Annotated in this window: 19 protein-coding genes; 12 read left to right on the top strand and 7 right to left on the bottom strand. The window is 26.3% G+C overall.

What is annotated here, in order from left to right:
• Nucleotides 1–117: 117 nt before the first annotated feature.
• On the bottom strand, nucleotides 118–1,242 hold the full coding sequence (locus ACH5BH_RS03380) for a GGDEF domain-containing protein (protein ID WP_423297452.1): 1,125 nt from the start codon (nucleotides 1,240–1,242) through the stop codon (nucleotides 118–120).
• Between the two features lie 174 nt (nucleotides 1,243–1,416).
• Between ACH5BH_RS03380 and ACH5BH_RS03375 the strand changes: the two genes are divergently transcribed.
• The 5 genes from ACH5BH_RS03375 to ACH5BH_RS03355 are packed head-to-tail and all read left to right on the top strand — an operon-like array spanning nucleotide 1,417 to nucleotide 8,382.
• Nucleotides 1,417–2,019: a TetR/AcrR family transcriptional regulator gene (locus ACH5BH_RS03375; RefSeq protein WP_404306369.1), complete on the top strand. Its 603-nt coding sequence runs from the start codon at nucleotides 1,417–1,419 to the stop codon at nucleotides 2,017–2,019.
• Nucleotides 2,020–2,040: 21 nt separating this feature from the next.
• Nucleotides 2,041–3,084: an efflux RND transporter periplasmic adaptor subunit gene (locus tag ACH5BH_RS03370; RefSeq protein ID WP_423297451.1), complete on the top strand. Its 1,044-nt coding sequence runs from the start codon at nucleotides 2,041–2,043 to the stop codon at nucleotides 3,082–3,084.
• Nucleotides 3,085–3,093: 9 nt separating this feature from the next.
• Nucleotides 3,094–6,219 (top strand): efflux RND transporter permease subunit, encoded by a 3,126-nt coding sequence (locus tag ACH5BH_RS03365; RefSeq protein WP_423297450.1) that lies wholly within the window; start codon nucleotides 3,094–3,096, stop codon nucleotides 6,217–6,219.
• Nucleotides 6,220–6,230: 11 nt separating this feature from the next.
• Nucleotides 6,231–7,487 carry a TolC family protein gene (locus tag ACH5BH_RS03360; RefSeq protein WP_404306363.1) on the top strand — a complete coding sequence of 419 codons (1,257 nt, stop codon included), beginning with the start codon at nucleotides 6,231–6,233 and terminating at the stop codon, nucleotides 7,485–7,487.
• 4 nt (nucleotides 7,488–7,491) lie between these two features.
• Nucleotides 7,492–8,382 carry a DMT family transporter gene (locus tag ACH5BH_RS03355; RefSeq protein WP_423297449.1) on the top strand — a complete coding sequence of 297 codons (891 nt, stop codon included), beginning with the start codon at nucleotides 7,492–7,494 and terminating at the stop codon, nucleotides 8,380–8,382.
• Here the strand turns inward: ACH5BH_RS03355 and ACH5BH_RS03350 are convergent.
• Both ACH5BH_RS03350 and ACH5BH_RS03345 read right to left on the bottom strand, forming a co-directional pair.
• Nucleotides 8,366–8,518 (bottom strand): hypothetical protein, encoded by a 153-nt coding sequence (locus ACH5BH_RS03350; protein ID WP_404306359.1) that lies wholly within the window; start codon nucleotides 8,516–8,518, stop codon nucleotides 8,366–8,368. The genes ACH5BH_RS03355 and ACH5BH_RS03350 overlap by 17 nt on opposite strands.
• A gap of 9 nt (nucleotides 8,519–8,527) precedes the next feature.
• Nucleotides 8,528–8,767, bottom strand: coding sequence for a hypothetical protein (locus ACH5BH_RS03345; RefSeq protein WP_423297448.1), 240 nt, complete (start codon nucleotides 8,765–8,767; stop codon nucleotides 8,528–8,530).
• A 459-nt stretch (nucleotides 8,768–9,226) separates the two neighbouring features.
• On the opposite strand from ACH5BH_RS03345, the gene nhaA reads away from it, so the two are divergent.
• From nhaA to ACH5BH_RS03330, 3 genes are read left to right on the top strand one after another with little or no spacing between them, the layout of a single operon-like run.
• Nucleotides 9,227–10,564 (top strand): Na+/H+ antiporter NhaA, encoded by a 1,338-nt coding sequence (gene nhaA / locus ACH5BH_RS03340; RefSeq protein ID WP_423297447.1) that lies wholly within the window; start codon nucleotides 9,227–9,229, stop codon nucleotides 10,562–10,564.
• Between the two features lie 29 nt (nucleotides 10,565–10,593).
• Nucleotides 10,594–11,274 (top strand): response regulator transcription factor, encoded by a 681-nt coding sequence (locus tag ACH5BH_RS03335; protein ID WP_423297446.1) that lies wholly within the window; start codon nucleotides 10,594–10,596, stop codon nucleotides 11,272–11,274.
• Nucleotides 11,264–12,655 (top strand): ATP-binding protein, encoded by a 1,392-nt coding sequence (locus ACH5BH_RS03330; protein WP_423297445.1) that lies wholly within the window; start codon nucleotides 11,264–11,266, stop codon nucleotides 12,653–12,655. The genes ACH5BH_RS03335 and ACH5BH_RS03330 overlap by 11 nt, the downstream gene beginning before the upstream one ends.
• A gap of 229 nt (nucleotides 12,656–12,884) precedes the next feature.
• On the opposite strand, the gene ACH5BH_RS03325 is transcribed toward ACH5BH_RS03330, so the two are convergent.
• From ACH5BH_RS03325 to hisI, 3 genes are read right to left on the bottom strand one after another with little or no spacing between them, the layout of a single operon-like run.
• A complete protein-coding gene (locus ACH5BH_RS03325) occupies nucleotides 12,885–13,625 on the bottom strand; it encodes a nickel/cobalt transporter (protein ID WP_423297444.1) in 741 nt (246 codons plus the stop codon).
• Entirely contained in the window at nucleotides 13,626–14,141 is a 516-nt protein-coding gene (locus tag ACH5BH_RS03320; protein ID WP_423297443.1) for a DUF1007 family protein, read from the bottom strand.
• Entirely contained in the window at nucleotides 14,125–14,448 is a 324-nt protein-coding gene (gene hisI, locus ACH5BH_RS03315) for a phosphoribosyl-AMP cyclohydrolase (RefSeq protein WP_423297442.1), read from the bottom strand. The genes ACH5BH_RS03320 and hisI overlap by 17 nt, the downstream gene beginning before the upstream one ends.
• 92 nt (nucleotides 14,449–14,540) lie before the next feature.
• Here hisI and pyrC point away from each other — a divergent pair, with 92 nt between their 5' ends.
• From pyrC to ACH5BH_RS03295, 4 genes are all read left to right on the top strand, one after another.
• On the top strand, nucleotides 14,541–15,578 hold the full coding sequence (gene pyrC / locus ACH5BH_RS03310; protein WP_423297441.1) for a dihydroorotase: 1,038 nt from the start codon (nucleotides 14,541–14,543) through the stop codon (nucleotides 15,576–15,578).
• A 12-nt stretch (nucleotides 15,579–15,590) separates the two neighbouring features.
• Nucleotides 15,591–15,977: a nuclear transport factor 2 family protein gene (locus tag ACH5BH_RS03305; protein ID WP_423297440.1), complete on the top strand. Its 387-nt coding sequence runs from the start codon at nucleotides 15,591–15,593 to the stop codon at nucleotides 15,975–15,977.
• A 60-nt stretch (nucleotides 15,978–16,037) separates the two neighbouring features.
• Nucleotides 16,038–16,640 carry an RraA family protein gene (locus tag ACH5BH_RS03300; RefSeq protein WP_423297439.1) on the top strand — a complete coding sequence of 201 codons (603 nt, stop codon included), beginning with the start codon at nucleotides 16,038–16,040 and terminating at the stop codon, nucleotides 16,638–16,640.
• Between the two features lie 146 nt (nucleotides 16,641–16,786).
• Nucleotides 16,787–18,112 carry a Na+/H+ antiporter family protein gene (locus tag ACH5BH_RS03295; protein ID WP_423297438.1) on the top strand — a complete coding sequence of 442 codons (1,326 nt, stop codon included), beginning with the start codon at nucleotides 16,787–16,789 and terminating at the stop codon, nucleotides 18,110–18,112.
• Between the two features lie 9 nt (nucleotides 18,113–18,121).
• On the opposite strand, the gene ACH5BH_RS03290 is transcribed toward ACH5BH_RS03295, so the two are convergent.
• A complete protein-coding gene (locus ACH5BH_RS03290; RefSeq protein ID WP_423297437.1) occupies nucleotides 18,122–19,900 on the bottom strand; it encodes an EAL domain-containing protein in 1,779 nt (592 codons plus the stop codon).
• Nucleotides 19,901–19,967 lie beyond the last annotated feature (67 nt).

Here is a 19,967-nt window from a genome sequence, read left to right as displayed (position 1 = left end):
TGATTTATAGATAAAACAATTATATAAAAATAAAATATGAGTTAGCTGTATTAAATTATTAAATTTATAAATTTTTTATAAATCTAATAATTTTATATTTTTATCTTGAGTGATATTTTAATCAATAATGATATTTCTTCCTAGTGATTTAGCTTGATAAAGTTTTTTATCTGCTTGTTGCATGATTGATTCAATAGTATCATATTGCGTAGGTTTTATAGATATTACTCCTGCTGAAATGGTTAGATATGCTGATACTTCACTATTTATATTATCAATTTTTAATGCTTTGATTTCCTTACTTATAAGCTGTGCTAAATTTGTTGCAGTGTGAGCATCTTCATTTGTAATTATGATAGTAAACTCTTCTCCTCCAATTCTAAATACAAAGTCATTTGGACGCTTACATACCTTTTTAAGACATTGTGCTACTTTTATAAGAGCTTCGTCTCCTTTTCCATGTCCATAAGTATCATTTAACTTTTTAAAGTAATCTATATCAAAAAGTATTACACTAAAAATATTTTTATTTCTTTTTGATTTTTGTAACTCTCTTTGAAATAGCTCTTCAAAAAATCTTCTATTATAAAGATTTGTTAATTGATCAGTAATTGACAATCTCTCTAACTCTTTATTTATTTTTTGAAGTTCTCTTTGGGCTTCAATTCTAGCTTTTCTTTCTCTTATTAGTTTTATTGCTTTTGAAGAGATATTGTCATACATTGATAATATTGCATCAATTAATACTCTCATAGAACCACCCATTTGATTATCAGAAATTAATTGAGCTTCATCGATTTGTTTTCCATCTTTAATAGAATGAATAATATAAGCAAGTCTTTTATCTTCATCAATTATATGAAATGCTAACCATCTAATTAAAAACATAAGTATTTCTTCTATTGTTTCATGTAAAGTTTTGTCTTTATTTTTTTCTCTTATTTCTAGGACTTTTGGAAGAAACGAGTTATGACTTTTTTTATGAAAGTTAATAAGAACATTGTCTTTTAAATGTTTTTCCCAAACTGCTTCTTCACTTTTAAAGTGATAGTCTGCATATTTAGCTAATTCATTAAAAGTCTCTTCAATTTCAAAAGTTTTATCTTGTGTTAAACTATTAGCAAGTTTATTTAGTAGTTTAATTAATGTTTTATGTTCTTCATCAACTTGTTTTATACCTGTTTCAAAATTTTTATTCCAAGGAAATATAACTATCGCTTCAAATTTATTTTCTTCTTTCAATCTCAATTACCTTCAATATTGTTACTTATATTATAACACACTATTATTATTTATCTAATAAAAAAATAGTTTTTATTAACTGACCAAGGGTCAATGATTAAAAAGTTTTTAAGTTTTCTTCTAATATACTACAAAAAACATTGACTGACGGTCGGTCAATGATAAAGGAGTAAAGTGAGTCCAAGAAAAGTAAATAAAGAAGAAAAAAGAAGAGAAGTTGCTCTTGCTTGTTCTGATTTAATACATGATGTTGGCATGAAAAGTATTACAGTAGCCCAAGTTGCAAAAACAGCAGGAATTGGAAAAGGTACTGTTTATGAATATTTTGAAAATAAAGATGACATCATTTTTGAGATTATAAATATTCATATTGAACAGTATCATAATGAATTTAAAGAAAGTATCAAGACTGTTAAAAATACTAGAGATAAAATTGCACATTTTTTTAAGTTTGCTTTAGATGATAGTGAAGAAAATATGAAACATTTCAATGGATATAAAGAGTTTCTATCTATTGTTTTATCAGATGATAATAGTTCTATGAAAGAGTTTAATTGTGATACTCATGATTTTTTTAAAAAACAATTAGTACAAATTTTAGAAGATGGTGTGAAAATAGGTGATTTAAAACCAGAAGCTATTGATTTAGCAGAAAGTTTACTTATTTTTGAAAAAGGTTTAGTATTGATGAAAATGAGTCAAAATAACCATGATGTAAAAAGAAAATTTGAAAACTTTTTAGACATTATATTTAAATTGATAGAAATTAAAAAATAAGTAAAAAAATAAGGAAAAATAATGATAAAAAAGATATTAGTTACAGCTTTTTTAGGTATGGGTCTTTTATTTGCTAAAGGACCATCATTAGTTGAGACAACAACTTTAGAAAAAGGTGAAGTAAATCCTTTACAAGAGTTTGTTGGTACTCTAAAATTTGATAATGAATCTATGCTAGCTGCACAAAACTCAGGACTTGTAAAAAAAGTAAATTTTGAGGTTGGAGATAAAGTATCAAAAGGAAAGGTTTTAGTTCAAATTGATGATGATTTATTAACAGCACAAATTAATGCAGCAAAAGCAAATTTAAATATTGCTAAAAATGAACAAAAAAATTCATCAAAAGATTATAATAGATATAAGAAACTTTTAGAGTCAAAATCAATTACTCAAAAAGAGTATGATGATTCTCTTTTAAAATCAAATTCTTCAAAAAGTAACGTAAAAGCTTTAGAATCAAAACTAAAAGAACTTACTATTCAAAGCCAAAAGAAAAGAATTAAAGCACCATTTTCAGGTGTTGTAGTTGAAAAAAGTGTAAATTTAGGTGAATGGGTATCAGCAGGAAGTAAAATTGCTAAAATAGTTGATACTTCTAAGGCTGAAATTACATTTAATATTCCATTAGAAATTGTAGATGGTCTTAGAATGGGTGATATGTATGATATTAAAATTGGGAAAAAAGTTGTAAAAGCAAAGCTTTCATCTGTTATTCCAAATGGAGATAAATTAACTAGAACATTCCCTGTTAAATTTAAAGCAAATGTTGAAAATATTTTTGTTTTTGATGGACAAGAAGCAAAAGTTAGTCTTTCTAAAGATGCAATAAAACAAGCACTTGTTTTACCAAGAGATGCTGTAATTAAAAGATTTGGTCAAAATGTAGTATTTGCAGTAGATGAAAAAAATATAGCTATGATGATTCCTGTAAAAGTAGTAGGTTTTTTATCTAGTAAAGTAGCTATTGAAGGACAAGGACTAAAAGAAGGAATGCAAATTGTGGTAAAAGGAAATGAAAGAGTTTTCCCTAAATCACCAGTAAAAATTATAAACAAAGATAAATAGGAATAATCAATGGATTTAATCAAATTTTCCATAAAAAACCCAGTTACTATAATAGTATCAGTACTTATTGTAGTAATTTTTGGTTTTTTATCACTTAGTAAACTTCCTTATCAATTAACACCAACAGTTACTAAACCTGAAATTAAAGTAACTACTAGTTGGGGTGGAGCTACTCCTTATGAGATTGAGCGAGAAATAATTGAAGAGCAAGAAGAAGCATTAAAAAGTTTAAATAACTTAATAGAGTATGAATCATCTTCAAAAGATAATTATGGTGAAATTACTTTAACTTTTAAACTTGGAACAGATATTAGAGCAGCATTACAAGATGTATCAAATAAATTAAATGAAGTAAGTTCATATCCAAGTGCAGCAGATGAACCTGTAATTGAAACTGCAAGTGCTAGTCCAGTTATTTGGATGATGTTACAAACACTTGAAGGTAATGATAGACATGTAGATGAATATAAAACGTTCTTTGATAATGAAATAGAACCAGCTATAAAAAGAGTTGAGGGTGTTTCAGGAACTATGGGCGGTGGTGGCCGTGAGCAAGAAATGCAAATTGAGTTTGATGTAAACAAATTAGCTTCTTATGGTCTTACTATGCAACAAGTTATTAATACTATAGAAAATGAAAATGTTGATGTTTCAGCAGGTATTCAAAATTTAGATAGAAGATCATATAGAATTAGAACAGTACATAAATTCTCAACACCTGAAGATATAGAAAATGTAATTCTTATTTCAAATAGAGAACAAAGAGTAAGAGTTGCTGATGTAGCAAAGGTAAACTTTGGTTATGAAACTGCTAGTACTGTTGCTATGTTCTTAGGTAAAGATGGTATTTTCTTAGGTGTTCAACCAAATAGTGAAGCAAATATTGTAAAACTAACAAATGATGTTGAAAAAGTTGTAAATGAATTAAATGCAGGTGTTTTAAAAGAAAAACAGTTAAAAATTCATTGGTTATATGATCAAAGACCTTATATTGTAGGTTCTGTTGATTTAGTACAACAAAATATTATGATAGGTGCAATACTTGCAGTTATTATTTTAATTACATTCTTAAGAAGTGTATCTCCAACAGCTGTTGTAGCAGTAGCAATTCCAATATCAGTTATTGGTACATTTATTATACTTCAAGCAATGGGAAGAAGTTTAAATACTATTTCTTTAGCAGGTATTTCTTTTGCTGTTGGTATGTTAGTAGATGCTGCTATTGTTGTTTTAGAAAATATTGATAGACATAGAAAAAATGGTGCAAGTATTAGTGAAGCAGCATATAAGGGTGCTAGTGAAGTTTGGGGTGCATTAATTGCCTCAGCATCTACAACTATTGCTGTATTCTTACCTATTATTTTCTTAGAAGATGAAGCAGGTCAATTATTTAAAGATATTGCTATTGCTGTTACATCAGCTGTATCATTCTCATTATTTGTTTCAATTGCAGTAATTCCAATGTTATGGAAAAAGTTTGCAGCAATTTCTAAAAAAGAACCAAAAAATGCAGGTGCAGTAGCAAAATTTGGAGAAAAGCTAGTTGATTTTATTATGTCAATTGTAAATATTTCTTTAAAAAATTTATTTACAAAAATAGTTACTATTTTATCATTAGCTACTTTCTCAGTTGGGGCTATATATGTTTTATTTCCTAAATTGGATTATTTACCACAAGGTAATAAAAACTTGATTTTCAATATTTTGATTGCACCTCCTGGCTTATCATATCAAGAAAGATATGATATGGGAGCATATTTAATGAAAAGAATTGAACCTCATGTAAACCAAGAAGTAGATGGAGTACCTGGATTAAATAGAGCCTTTTTTGTATCTTTTGGTGATTTCAATTTATTTGGTGGAACATCAATGGTTGAGGATAGAGCAAAAGATTTAATACCAATGTTTAGACCAATTGTAAACTCAATGCCATCAGTATTTGGTGTATCTTTACAATCAGGAGTATTTGAAAATGGTATTGGTGAGGGTAATACGGTAAACATTGATATTAGTGGTGAAAGTATTGAAGATATTGCTACAGTTGGAGGACAATTATTTGGTGCTACTATGCAAGCTATTGAAGGTAGTCAAGTAAGACCAGTTCCATCAGTTGAGCTTTTATATCCAGAAGTTAGAATCAAACCTAACCAAGATGCCCTAAAAGCTTTAGGTATGAGTTCTCGTGATTTAGGTGTAGCTGTTGATGTACTTATGAGTGGTAGACAAGTAGGTGATTTTGAACAAGATGGTAAAAAGAAAATTGATTTAGTTTTAAAAGCTGATGATAAGTTTATTCAAACACCACAAGATATTATGGGTTCTCAAATAGCTTTACCAAATGGATCTTTAGTTCCTATTTCTTCTCTTGCTTCTTATGAGTCTACAACTGGTATTTCAGAAATTAGACACTTAGATGGGAAAAGAACAATTACACTACAAGTTACACCACCTCCTGGTATGACTATTGATGAAGCTATGAAAAGTATTGGTGGAATGTTAGCTGGTATGAAAGAAAAAGGAATGATTTCATCAGATGTAGAAATAAATCTTTCAGGTACAGCAGATAAATTAACTGAAACAATTGGTTTATTACTTGGTAACTTTTTATTAGCATTAGTTATTGTATACTTATTAATGTCAGCATTATTTGGTAACTTTATATATCCAATAGTAATTATGTTTACAGTTCCTTTAGCAACAGCTGGTGGTTTTATTGGGCTTGCCTTAACAAATGCTTTTATTGCACCACAGCCACTTGATATTTTAACTATGCTAGGATTTATTATTTTAGTTGGTATTGTTGTTAATAATGCAATTTTAATTGTTCACCAAAGTATTAATTATATTAATAATCATGGAATGGAACATAAAAAAGCAGTTATTGAAGCTACAAGAACAAGGGTAAGACCTATTTATATGAGTTCATTAACTTCTATTTTTGGTATGTTACCATTGGTTTTAGTTCCAGGTCCTGGTTCAGAATTTTATAGAGGTTTAGGATCTGTTATTACAGGTGGTTTAGCATTCTCTACAATTTTTACGATTTTTGTAACTCCTGCACTTTTAATGTTCTTCATTAAATTAGAGCAAGTAGTAAGAAGTAAAAATAAACCAGTTGATGTAAGTAAAGCATAAAGGATAAGTATATGAAAAATATTAAAAACAAGTTATTAAAATTATCTTTAGTAGCATCTATTTTTGTAGGTGAAGCATTTGCTTTAAATTTAGATGAGGCTGTAAATCTTGCCCTTAAAAATAATCATGAGCTAAAAGCAAAAGCTTATGATTATAAACAAAGTATTCAAAATATACAGCTTTCAAATGCAAACTATTTACCAAAACTTGATTTATCTTATGATTATAATAAAAGAAATGAAGTAATAGGTTCTCAAAATAAAGAAGATGCTACATTTAGTGCAGCTATTTCTTATAATCTATTTAATGGTTTAAAAGATATATCAAATAAACAAGCTTCAAAATTTTTATCAAAATCTTCAAGTTATTCACTAAATGCTTTGAAGCATGATATTATATTAGAAACTAAAAAAGCATATATTAATTATCTTGATAAATTGAATGCTTTAAAAACTTATGAAAGTGAATATAAACTTTTTAACAATCAGTTTAATGATGCAAAAAATAAATATGACCAAGGATTATTGGCAAGAAATGACTTTTTACAAGTTCAAGTAAATATGTCAGGTGCAAAGCAAAATGTAGTAAAAGCAAAATCAGATCTTAGAGTTGCGAAACTTCAATTATCAAATATTTTGGGAGGAGTTGATTTATCAAATGAGTTTATAGAAAACTTAGAACCTAAAACAATCTCTTCTTCTATACATAAAGAAGAATTATTAGAAAAAAGAAGTGAAATTGAAGCTTTAAAAATGAGTCTTGAAGCCTTAAAAAAACAAAAAAAATCTCAAAAAGGCTCTTATCTTCCAAAACTAGATGCAAAGCTATCACATAATAGATTTTATGAAGATTTAGGTTTTAATGAAATTGATGGAAATGATAATCAAAATGTAGCAACATTAAGTGCCACTTGGAATTTATATGAAGGTGGTTCTACACAAACGCAATTAGCTATTTTTAATACACAAATATCAAAGTTAAAAACACAAATACAAAAAACACAGCTTGATATAAATTTGCAGTATGAAAATGCAAAATCAGCCTTAGAAGTTGCTAGTGAAAACTTTGAGACAGCAACTTTAGCATTAAAACAGGCAAAAGAAAACTATTCAATTGTAAACAATAGATTTAAAGAAGGTGTTTCAACTTCTACAGATTTAACAGATGCGAACTTTTTATTAACTTCTGCAAAACAAAAATATAATAGAGCGTATTTTGATAAGTATCTATCAATAGCAACGCTTGATAGAATTTTTGAAGTAAAATAGTTCTATGCAAAACTTAGTAAAAAAAGAGTTTCAATTATTTATTTTGATAACTCTTTCTTTACTATTTTTAAGTCTAAACTCTATTTTATGTAAAATAGCTTTAGTAAATAGTTTTATTGATCCTTATTCTTTTACTTTTTTCCGAGTTCTTTCTGCTTTTTTAACACTTCTTTTTTTGATTAAATTTAATCAAAATAAAAAACTAAAACAAAACAAAATAGATTTTAAGAGTAATTGGTTGAGTGCTTTTATGCTTTTTTTATATGCAATTGGTTTTTCTTATTCATATTTGAGTTTAGAAGCAGGATTTGGAACATTACTTTTATTTACAGTTGTACAGATAACTATGCTATTTAGCTCTATTTTTTTTAAAGAAAAGATAAGTTTAAATAAAATCTTAGGTTTAGTGCTTGCATTTATAGGTTTGATTTATCTTTTATATCCTTCACAAGATTTTAAAATATCGTATTTTCATTTATTTTTGATGTGTCTTTCTGGTTTTGCTTGGGGAGTTTATTCTGTTTTTGGAAAAAAATCTAAAAATGCCTTATTTAGTACTTATGACAATTTCTTTAAAGCTTTTATTTTTACGTTTATTTTTTTTATATTTGTTAGTGTTCATAGTTTGAATATTTCTTTAAATGGCCTTTTATTAAGTTTTATTTCTGGAAGTATTACTTCTGCAATTGGTTATGTTCTTTGGTATAAAGTTTTACCTAAAATTACTATTATTACAGCTAGTATACTACAACTTTTAGTACCTATTTTAGCTATATTGATTAGTGTAATATTTTTAGATGAAATATTTACTACAAATCTTTTAGTTGCGACAATATTAGTATCTTTAGGAGTAATTATTTCTATTGTTAAAAGAAAAACTAATCAAAATATCTAAAATCTTTGTCTTCACTTCCATCTTTTTTTCTGTTTTTAAATTTCCACATTGTTTTAAAATATTTAAAGCTTTGAAAAGAAAGAAATAAAGCTAATATAAACATAAGTATATAAAAAATAATAAATAATAATTCCATTTTTAATCCTTATCTTTCTTCATTGGAAATACCTTTGAAAGAATCAGTCCATTTAAGTTCAGATGGTACACTTTTAGAAGGTCTTGAATCTGTTTTTGAACTAGGTTCTCTTAATTTATTTTGAGAAAAAGAAAAACTACCACTAGGTTGTTTTAGAATAACTAGAAAAAAAACTAATATTACTAGTGCTACAAGTATTTTAAATATTTTTCCTGATAAATCATCTTCTTTTTCTTTTTTTTCTGACATTTTTATTCCTACTATTTTTATATTTTTATTTTTGCATATAATTAGTTAAGATTATATTATTATATATGTAAATAAACTGTCAAGATATATTACATTTTAAAATTTACAGTTTTTTTGTATACTTTTTTTAATCACAAGTAGCATGGACTTTCCTAAGAAAAGAGTGCAATTTCAACATTATTTAATGTGATTAAAATATTCTCCAATATTTTAAGATGAGATATATTAGAGTTTTAAAGCAATTAATATTCAAACCCAAGTCAATTATTGAATAATTAAGCTTTTAAAATCCCTTTAAACACAGTTTATTTAACTAAATCAAAAACCTAAATATCTCATCTTTATTTCTTTTATTTTTGTTATTGTCAAGAAAATGTCAATAAATCTTATGTAAGTATCTTTACATTTTAACACTATAATTTGACAATCTATAAATATAAATAAATATTAGGAGTTTAGATGAAATTATATGCACCATGGGAAAAGGCTTTTAAAAAAGTATCAACTCCCTTTGAAGAGTTTTTACATGCTCAAACTACTACAGGTTTAATTTTAATCGTAATGACAATATTAGCTTTAGTTTTAGCAAATAGTCCACTTTCTGAAATGTATTCTCATTTTTTTCATACATATATTGATTTCAATGTTGGTTCATGGAAACTTTCTCATTCTCTTCATCATTGGATAAATGATGGACTTATGGCAATATTCTTTTTTTTAATTGGTTTAGAAATAAAAAGAGAGATCACAGCAGGAGAGTTATCAAATATTAAAGTAGCTCTTTTACCTATTTTAGCTGCAATAGGTGGTATGCTTTTCCCTGCACTTATTTATATTAGTTTAAATTACGGAACAGTAGGAGCATCAGGTTGGGGGATTCCTATGGCAACTGATATTGCTTTTGCTATTAGTGCTTTAGTTTTATTAGGAAAAAGAGTTCCAACAGCACTGGTGACTTTTTTAGTAGCACTTGCTATAGTAGATGATTTGGGAGCTGTTTTAGTTATAGCTATATTTTATACAGAAACAATCAATATGCTTCCTCTTAGTTTAGCAGGAACAATGTTTTTAATAATGATATTATTTAATAGATTTGGTATTCATGCTATATTACCTTACTTTGTTATTGGTTTATTTATGTGGTTTTTTATGCTAGAGTCAGGAGTTCATGCAACAATTGCAGGAGTTCTTGCAGCACTTGCTATTCCATCTACTCCTAAAAGAGCTCCTAAAAGTTTTACTTTAGATACAAAACATTTATTAGATAAATATGATGAATACTCAGTTAAAGAAAATCATACTATGCATGAAGAACAGAAAAAAATACTTACTAATATAAAAGATAAGATTGATGAGGTTGGAACTCCAGCTGCTCGTTTAGAGCATTCACTTCATTTACCTGTTGCTTTATTGATTATTCCAATATTTGCTTTAGCAAATGCTGGTATAAAAATTGATTTTGCATCAATTGGAACTACTATTTTAGAACCTGTATCCCTTGGAATTATATTAGGATTAGTTTTAGGAAAAGTCATTGGAATATTTGGTGTTTCATGGATAGCTATCAAATTAAAAATAGCACAACTTCCTAAAGATAGCTCAATGAGTCAAGTATTTGGAGTATCTTTTTTAGCTGGTATTGGTTTTACAATGTCTATATTTGTAGCTGATTTAGCTTTTATTGGAAATCCTGAACTTATATTTCAAGCAAAAATTGGAATTTTAAGTGCTTCTTTATTTTCAGGTTTATTTGGATATTTTTGGTTAAAATCAATATCAAAAAAGAGTAAATATTAAAATAGTGTAATAAATGACAAAGGCATAAAATGAAAAATAAAAATGTTCTTTTGATTGAAGATAATCTTGAACTACAAAAACTTATAAGTGATTTTTTAAAGGATTATAAGTATATGTGTAGTGTTTATTCTCAACCCTTAGAAGCCTTAGAAGAGTTTGAAAAGAATCATTTTAATTATTCTATAATTATTTTAGATTTAGGTCTTCCAAGAATGGATGGTTTTGACCTTTTTAAAAAACTAAAAGCTATTAAAAATATCCCTATTATTATCTCAACTGCAAGAGATGATATAGGAAATAAAATTTATGGGTTTGAGTTAGGAGCTGATGATTATTTATCAAAACCTTATGAACCAAGAGAGTTGGTTTTACGAATAGATGCAACACTTAAAAGATACAATGATAGTGATGAATTAAAGATTAATGATTTATTTATTGATTTAGATAAAAAAAGTGTGTTTTTACAAAATCATCAAATTGAGTTTACTAAAATAGAAACAGAAATATTCTTTATGTTTATAAATAATTTAAATAAAGTAGTTTCAAGGGAAGATATTATAAATCAAACTTCTTTAAAAGAAGATACTAAAAATAGAACTATTGATATGCACATAAGTAATATACGTTTTAAAATAAATGATGATTCAAAAGAAGCTAGATATATAAAATCAGTATGGGGAATAGGGTACAAGTTTTGTGATGACAATTAGACAAAGACTTTTTATTTCATTTTCATTAATTTTACTAATTATTATATCTATTATAGGAGTATTTTTTTACACTACTTTTAATTTGAGTGAAATACATAAAACTCAAATACATAGATATGATCAAATAAGAAGAGTAGAAAAATTAAAAGAATACAATAACTCTTTTTCATGGGTTGTTTTAGATATTATTACTGATTATGAAAAAAAAGATGTAGTTCAAGAACGTCTAAATAAATCAAATAAACTTTTTGAAGCTTTGCTTTCACAAAAAAAAGAGATTATAAATAATGCAGAAATAAAAAAAGAAAAAGAAAATCTTCAACAATTATTTGAATACTTTAAAAAAATACAAATACTTATAAATCATGATTTATACAAAATAGTACAAAAAAGTAAAAGTCAAAATGATTTTATGCTGTTTAATAAAAACTTTGAAAATATAAATTTAAAAATTCATAAGCTTTTGGAAGAGGAAATTGCTTATCTTCAAACAAAACTTGATGAAACAGAAGAAAATACAAATCAGTTTATTGATACTATAAAACTTGAATTAGTAATACTTCTTTTAATAGCTTTTCTTTTATCTTTTGTTATTTCATCAAAGATAACAAAAGAGATAAAAGATATGCTTGATAAATTAAATAAAGGAGTTTTACAGCTTTTTAAAGATGATGAGAATAGTATAAAAGTTGATATTGGTAAAGATAATGAATTAAGTGAAATAACAAATAATTTAAATTCATATCTTGAAAAACAAGCAGATATAATACATTCAAGAGAAGAACTGTTAAGAAATATAAGCCATGAATTAAAAACTCCCATTGCCAAAGCAAAGTTTTTACTTGAGAACTTAAAACACGATAAAGATAATATACAAATTGAAAATATAAATAATGTTTTCATAGATATGGAAGAACTTATAAGTAAACTTTTACAAAGAGAAAAACTTAACTTCGCAAAAATAAATCCCTCAAAGTTTAAAATTAGTTCTTTAATTTTAGAGGCTTTATCAAAACTTTCAATTGATGATGAATCAAAGATTTTTCTTGATATAAAAGATGATTTTGATATAGAAGGTGATAAATACTATTTAACTATAGCACTTAAAAATTTAATAGATAATGCAATGAAATATGCAAATACTTACCCCATAAAGATTAAATCTTTTGATAATAAAATTCAAATTCAAAATACTGCTGATAAACTTTCAAGTAGTCTTATTTATTATATTCAACCCTTTACAAGAGAACTTAATCAACAAGTAGGACATGGTCTTGGCTTAAATATTGTAAATAAAATCATTGAAATACATGATTTTACTTTAGGTTATAAGTATGAAAATTCACAAAATGTTTTTTTTATAGATTTTAAAAGCAAATAATATGTCAAGAAAATGTAAAGAAATACTACATTTTATACTTGACACATATTTTATATAATTTTATTAACAGCAGAAAAAAAGATTTTAAAAGGATATAAAATGGAATTTCTAAGAAACTTAATACTATTAGTTATAGTGTCATTTGCGGCTATAGGTTTAATTAGCGCAAGCTTTTAGGAAAAGGTAAATTAAAAACTACCTAAGTGTCATAGGTAGTTTTACTTTGTGCTTAAATATTTAACGGTCTCAATAATAAACTCCCTAAGCTTACTATTAAAAATCCACCTATTATTTCAAGTATAAAACTTTTATTTTCAAAAAAATTATTTGCTTTTTTATTTAAGATAATAGATAAAATACCAACTATTGAAATAGTAAGACCCATTCCAATACTCATAGCAATAGCAGCTAAAATACCTAATAAATATTTTTTTAATACAATACAAAATAAAACTATAGTCATAACTCCAGGACAAGGAACAATTCCTGTACTAATGGCAATACTATACTTGTTTTTATTTTTTTCTATATTTTTTTCTTTTTGTTTTCTTGAAAAATATGAAGATAAAATTATATAAAAACCTATACTTATTATCATAAATGCACTTATTTTCATTGTGATTTTTGAGTAGTAATCAAAGTTTTGTTTAAACATTGACTCTAAAATAAAATATATTCCAAAAGTTAAAACTAATGCAGAAATTGCATGAACTATTGATATTAAATATCCTAAAATAAAAGCTTGACTATATTTATTTTTTGTAGTCGAAAAGTAAAATGCAACTAATGTTTTTCCATGACCTGGTCCTGCTGCGTGTATTAATCCATATAAAAAAGCAATACTTAAAACTATAATTGAGCTTGTTAAGGTATTTTCATCATTTATGTTTCTTATTGTTTCTGAAATAAAGCTATTTATTTTATATTGATATTGTATTAATTCTTTTAAAAAGCTATCATAAAGTTGCATTTAATCCACTCCAAATACAGATTTTTTTATTTTTTCACTTTTATTTTTATTTAAACCTATTGTTTTTATATACTTTTTTTCTATAATCATTCCTACAAATAAATCTTTATCAAAAAATTCAATCTTTAAATTTTTAAGTGTTTTAATATTTTCAATATTAAAGCTATAAATTAAACGATTTTTTTCTATTGAAGCTTTAAAGTTTTTTGGTTTTATATTTATATTCTTTTTTTCTAAGTAAATACTCATATAATAATTTTGTTTTTCTAATGAACTAAAATAGTTTTCGAAAATATATTTATTTTCATTTTTATCAAATTTACCATTTGCATCTTTATCTAGCTCCATAATCAACATCATCGATGTCATTTCATCAATAATCCATTTTATATTAAAGTTATCTATAGTTTCTTTTTTTATATTTATTGTTGGTTTAACTTCGATAAATGTATGAGGATGACTAAAAGCTTCATTTGTAAGAAATATAAAAAAGCATATTCTAAGTATCAAGTTCATAGGATCTAAAAAAACATGACTTAGCACCTGTATGACAAGCAGATTTTCCAACTTGTTCTACAATAGCTAATATAGTATCATAATCACAGTCAACTTTTAAATCTATAAGTTTTTGGATATGCCCGCTACTTTCACCTTTTTTCCATATTCTATTTTTACTTCTTGAAAAATAATGAACTATCTTTGTTTGATTTGTTAAATCTAAAGCTTCTTGATTCATATATCCAAGCATAAGAACTTCATTTGTTCCAAACTCTTGAGTTATAACTGGAACAAGACCATTTGATTTTTTAAAATCTATTTTCATAAAATTCCTTTTGCGACTAAGTTGCATTTTGGTATAGTATCAAAGTAATTTTAAATGCAACTTAGTTGCATAAAATAAAAGGATTAATTTCTATGGAAAAATTTATAATAAATCAAGCTTTAGATATGCATTTGCATTTAAGAGATGATGATATGTTAAAACTGGTGGCACCTATGACTTCAAATAGTTTTTGTGGAGCACTTATAATGCCAAATATTTTACCTCCTATTACTACAAAAAAAGATTTACTATCTTATAAAAAAAGAATCAAAGAAGCCTGTAAAGATGATAAATTTGAACCTTTTATGACTGTTTTTTTTCAAGTAGATTATTCTTATGAGTTTTTAGAAGATATAAAAGATGAAATAATTGCAGTTAAGTTATACCCTTTTGGAGTAACTACAAATTCACAAACAGGTGTGTCTTCAATGGATGTTGAGGTTTTAAGACCTACTTTGGAATCAATGTCTAAACTAGGTATTCCTTTATGTGTTCATGGAGAAACAAAAGGTTTTGTTATGGATAGGGAAAAAGAGTTTTTACCTATTTATGAGTCATTGGCTATTAATTTCCCTAAATTAAAAATTATAATGGAACATATTTCCTCAAAAGAGTCTATATCTTTGCTTGAAAAATATGATAATTTATATGCAACAATCACAGTACATCATTTAATGCTTACTTTAGATGATGTAGCAGGTGGAATGTTAAACCCTCATATTTTTTGTAAACCAATTGTAAAAAGACCAGAAGATAGAGAAGCCTTATTGAAATTAGCTCTTAATGCACATCCAAAAGTAATGTTTGGTTCAGATTCAGCTCCTCATCAAAAAAACACAAAAGAGTGCCATCATGGAGCTGCAGGGATTTTTAGTTCACCAATTTTGCTTCAAGTTTTAACACAGCTTTTTGAAAAAAATGGAAAAATTGATAATTTAAATGCTTTTATAAGTTTAAATGCACAAAAAATTTATGATTTAAAGCCCCTTGGTAAAGAAGTGGTATTGGTAAAAAAAGATTTTACAGTTCCTAAGGAATATTCTTACAGAAATGAAAAAGTAGTGCCTTTATTTGAAGGGCAAACCTTATCTTGGAGTATTGATAAAATTATTCAAGAAAAAACTGAATAAAAGGAGAAAAAGATGATAAAAAATTCTAAGGTTATACTTGAGCAATGGATTCAAGCTGTAAATGAAAAAAGTGTTAAAAATTTAGAAAACTTATATGATAAAAATGCTGTTTTAATTCCTACATTTTCAAATAGAGTATTAGATACAGAAGAAAAAATTCAAGACTATTTTATGAAGCTTGGAAGTAGAGAGGGTTTAAGTGTTACTTTACATGAAAAAACACTAAGAGTTCAAGAAGTAAGTGATTTTATCTCAATAATAAGTGGTATTTACAATTGGCGTTTTATTATTGATGATGAACTACTTAATTTTGAAGCAAGGTTTTCTTATGTTATTGATATTTCTAAAGAGAATCCAATTTTACATCATCATTCATCACAAATCCCTCGAATGTTGTAATAGTAAGTATTGATTTATTTTCTTGGAGTATAATACTTTTATTAATATTCAGGAGTAGAAATGGATTATAAAAAGTTTGCAGATTTTTCCCCTTGTGATTATGCAGGGCCTTTAAAAAGGGAGAGTTTTATGGATTCTGGAATGAAGGAATTATGGGTAGGTATTCCAAGAGTTTCAGGGCCTGCTTTTACAGTAGAAATGGTAGCAGGTGAAAATCTAGCTTTACATAGAGCAATATATGAAGCACCAGTTGGAGCTATCATTGTAGCTCAATCAAATACAGTTGATTATTCAGTAATAGGTGGAAATGTTACAGCCATTGCACAAAAAAGAGGAATCGCAGGTTTTGTAATTGATGGTACAGTAAGAGATATTGGTGAAATAAAAGAACTTAAAATGCCAATGTTTGGAAGAGGTGTACTACCAATGCCTGGAGGTAAAAAAAATGCAGTACCTGTAAATGTTCCTATTACTGCTGGTGGTATTGCTGTTAATCCTGGAGATGTTATTGTCGCTGATGAAGAGGGTATTGCTGTAATTCCTAAAGATAAAGCAGAAGAAATTTATGCTCAAACAAAGTTAAATGTTGAAAAAGAAAGAGCTATGAGTTTTGAACAGTGGGCTGCTAATCATAAAGAGAAAATAGACTCTTTTTATAAATAATACAAAAAACTACCTCAAAAAAGGTAGTTTTTCTCTTTTCTTCTAAGTCTCTTAAAATACTATTTTATGAAATATTTACATAAGTTTAAGTAAACTTTTAACTTTGTTTGTGAAACAATCACTAAATGTAGTTAAAAAGGAAACAGATGAATTCTGTAGTTATTGCCGTTATGGTCATGGTTTTACTCTCGCTTGTTAGAGTAAATATTGTTATTGCTTTAATTATTGGAGCAATTGTTGGAGGTTTAAGTGCTGGCTTAGACTTAAATGAAACTATAAAAGCTTTTAATGCTGGTCTTGGTGATGGAGCTACTATTGCACTTAGCTATACTATGTTAGGTACTTTTGCTGTAGCTATTTCTAAATCAGGTATTACAGATTTATTATCAAATATGATTATAAAAAAAGTAGGTAATAGCACTTCTTCAATGCAGTTTATTTATATAAAATATTTAATGCTTACATTGATTTTATTAGCAGCTATTTCTTCTCAAAATCTTATCCCTGTACATATCGCATTTATTCCTATTTTAATACCACCATTACTTCATTCTATGTCTAAGTTAGAGTTAGATAGAAGAATTGTTGCTTGTGTTATAACTTTTGGTTTAGTAGGAACTTACATGTTATTGCCTGTAGGTTTTGGTGGGATATTTTTAAATGAAATTTTATTAAAAAACTTACTTGATAGTGGTATAGAAGCTTCAAGGGCTCAACTTCCTATTGCTATGTCTATTCCTGTATTTGGTATGTTTATAGGACTTCTTGTAGCCATATTTTTTTCATACAGAAAAAAAAGAGTTTATGATGTGAGTAAAATATTAGAAACTGAATCACAGAAAAAAGAAGTAAATAATTTTTATGTATTAATAGCTCTTGTTTCTGTAGTTTTAGCTTTGGGTTTACAGTTATATACAAACTCTATTATTTTAGGTTCATTAGCAGGTTTTATCATCTTTATCGTTGCTGGTGTAATCAAAGCAAATCAAACACAAAACTTTTTTGAAAAAGGTTTAAAAATGATGGGTATGATAGGTTTTATTATGATAGCTGCAAATGGTTTTGCTAATGTAATGAATGAAACAGGTGGTGTTCAAACTTTAGTTTCATCTATTTCAAGTTTAATTGGAGATAATAAATCTTTAGCTGTATTCTTAATGTTAATTGTTGGTTTATTTATTACTATGGGAATTGGTTCATCCTTTTCAACGATTCCAATTATTGCTACTATTTATGCACCTTTATGTATGCAACTTGATTTATCTGTAATGGCAACAATAACTATTATAGGTACAGCAGCAGCTTTAGGAGATGCAGGAAGCCCAGCTTCTGATAGTACCCTTGGCCCTACCTCTGGATTAAATGTAGATGGTCAACATGATCATATATGGGATTCAGTTGTTCCAACTTTTATTCACTATAATATACCATTGGTTTTATTTGGATGGTTTGCGGCTGTTTATGTTTTTTAAAAAGCTAAATTAGTCTATTTTTTCGCAAGGTTTACTAAATAAGTAACCTTGTGAATAGTCTATTCCTAAACTATTTATAACTTCTTGAATTTCGCGTGTGTAGACATATTCTGCAATACAAGAGATATTTCCACCTTTAGCAAAACTAGATAAGGCTTTTGTGATTTCATAGCTTTTTTTATTTGTATCAATGTCTTTTATATATTTAGCATCAATTTTAATAGAATCTATATCTAAATCAATAAGTCTTTCAAAATTAGAATACTCTCTTCCAAAATCGTCAATTGCTAATTTTATTCCTAATTCTTTAATTGCTTTTAATTGTTTTATATGATTTTTTTTACCTGTTGAACTTACTCCTTCAAGTATTTCTAATGTTAATCTATATGGTTTAATATTATGAATTAATAAAGCGCTTTTTAAATAGCTAATAAGATAGTTTTTACTTAAATCTTCTTCTGTAATATTGATTGAGAACATATAACTATTTTTACTCATATATTCAAAGCTTTTATCTATGATTATTTTTGTTATGTCAGGAAGTAACCCCGATAGTTTTGCTGCTTCTAAAAATTCACTAGGGCTTATTATTTTACTCTCTTTTTTTATTCTTACTAGGACTTCATATTTTGTAATAACATTTTTTTTATTGTCATGTATTCCTTGATAAAATGGAATTATACTATTTTTATCTATTGCCTCTCTTATTAAGTTTGTAGCATTAATGAAACTTTGTGTTGTTTCATAGTTAATTTGAGTGTTTTTTTCTAAAATATAAGATCTATTTTTACCTAATTCTTTTGCTTTTCTAAGAGATAATGATGAATTTCTTAAAAGATTTTTATTATCATAGACTGCACCAATGCAAAAAGTTAAATTGATTTTTATTTCTTTTATATTGATTGAATTAGAGAAAAAATACTCTTTGATTTCTTTAATTTTTTCTTTTATATCTATTTTTTCTTCATATAATAATGCAAACTCATCAGAATTAAATCTAAATGTATTATCAGAAGCAAATTTTTCTTTGAGAATTTTAGCTAATTTTTTTAGAAGTTTATCTCCTATAGTAAAACCATAAGCAGTGTTTATATAGTTGAAGTTATTTATATTTAATAAAAGTAGTGTTCTAAATTTTTTATCATAAATTAATTTTTCAAAATAAGACTTATTTTTTAGTGAAGTTAGATTGTCATAGTAAGCTAAATATTTAGATTTTTCTTCATTTTCTTGATTTTTTAAAATAATACTTACAATAGAAGAACTTATTTCTAGTAGTTTTTTATGAAAAATACTTGGAGCTCTTTTTTCAAAAGATGTTAAAGCAAAAGAACCAATAGCTTTTCTATTTTCATTTCTTATTGGCATAGACCAACAAGAACATAAAGAAAAATTTGATACTAACTCTTTTAAATCTTCCCATCTTTTATCTGTTTTTACATCTTTTACAAATACTGCTTCATTTGTAAAAACAGCTGTTCCACAAGAACCTGCATTAGGCCCTGGTTTTAGAAAATTTAGCTCTTTTTGTGCTTCTTTAGGAATTGAAGGGGCTGCTAAAACATTCATATATTCTTTATTCTCATCTATCATCATAATTGAAGCTACAGAATTTGGTAAAAGTGTTTCAGCTAAAATACAAAGCATATCTAAGATTGTTTGTGTCTCTTTTTGTTCAGCAATCATATTTAATATTTCATGTTGTATTGTTAAAATATTATCATATTCTTTTGGACTAATTATTACTTCATTTTCTAAAAAAGTTGAATTTATATTTTTATTTTTCATATATATGCTTTTTATTATTTTATAAGATTAATATTATATAGATAAAATTATTAAAAAAAGGTTTTAG

The organism is Arcobacter rhizosphaerae (assembly GCF_049472155.1).
In the GTDB taxonomy this organism is placed as follows: domain Bacteria; phylum Campylobacterota; class Campylobacteria; order Campylobacterales; family Arcobacteraceae; genus Arcobacter_B.
Note: the sequence above shows the minus strand (reverse complement) of the source record. Positions and strands in the feature narration are given on the sequence as shown.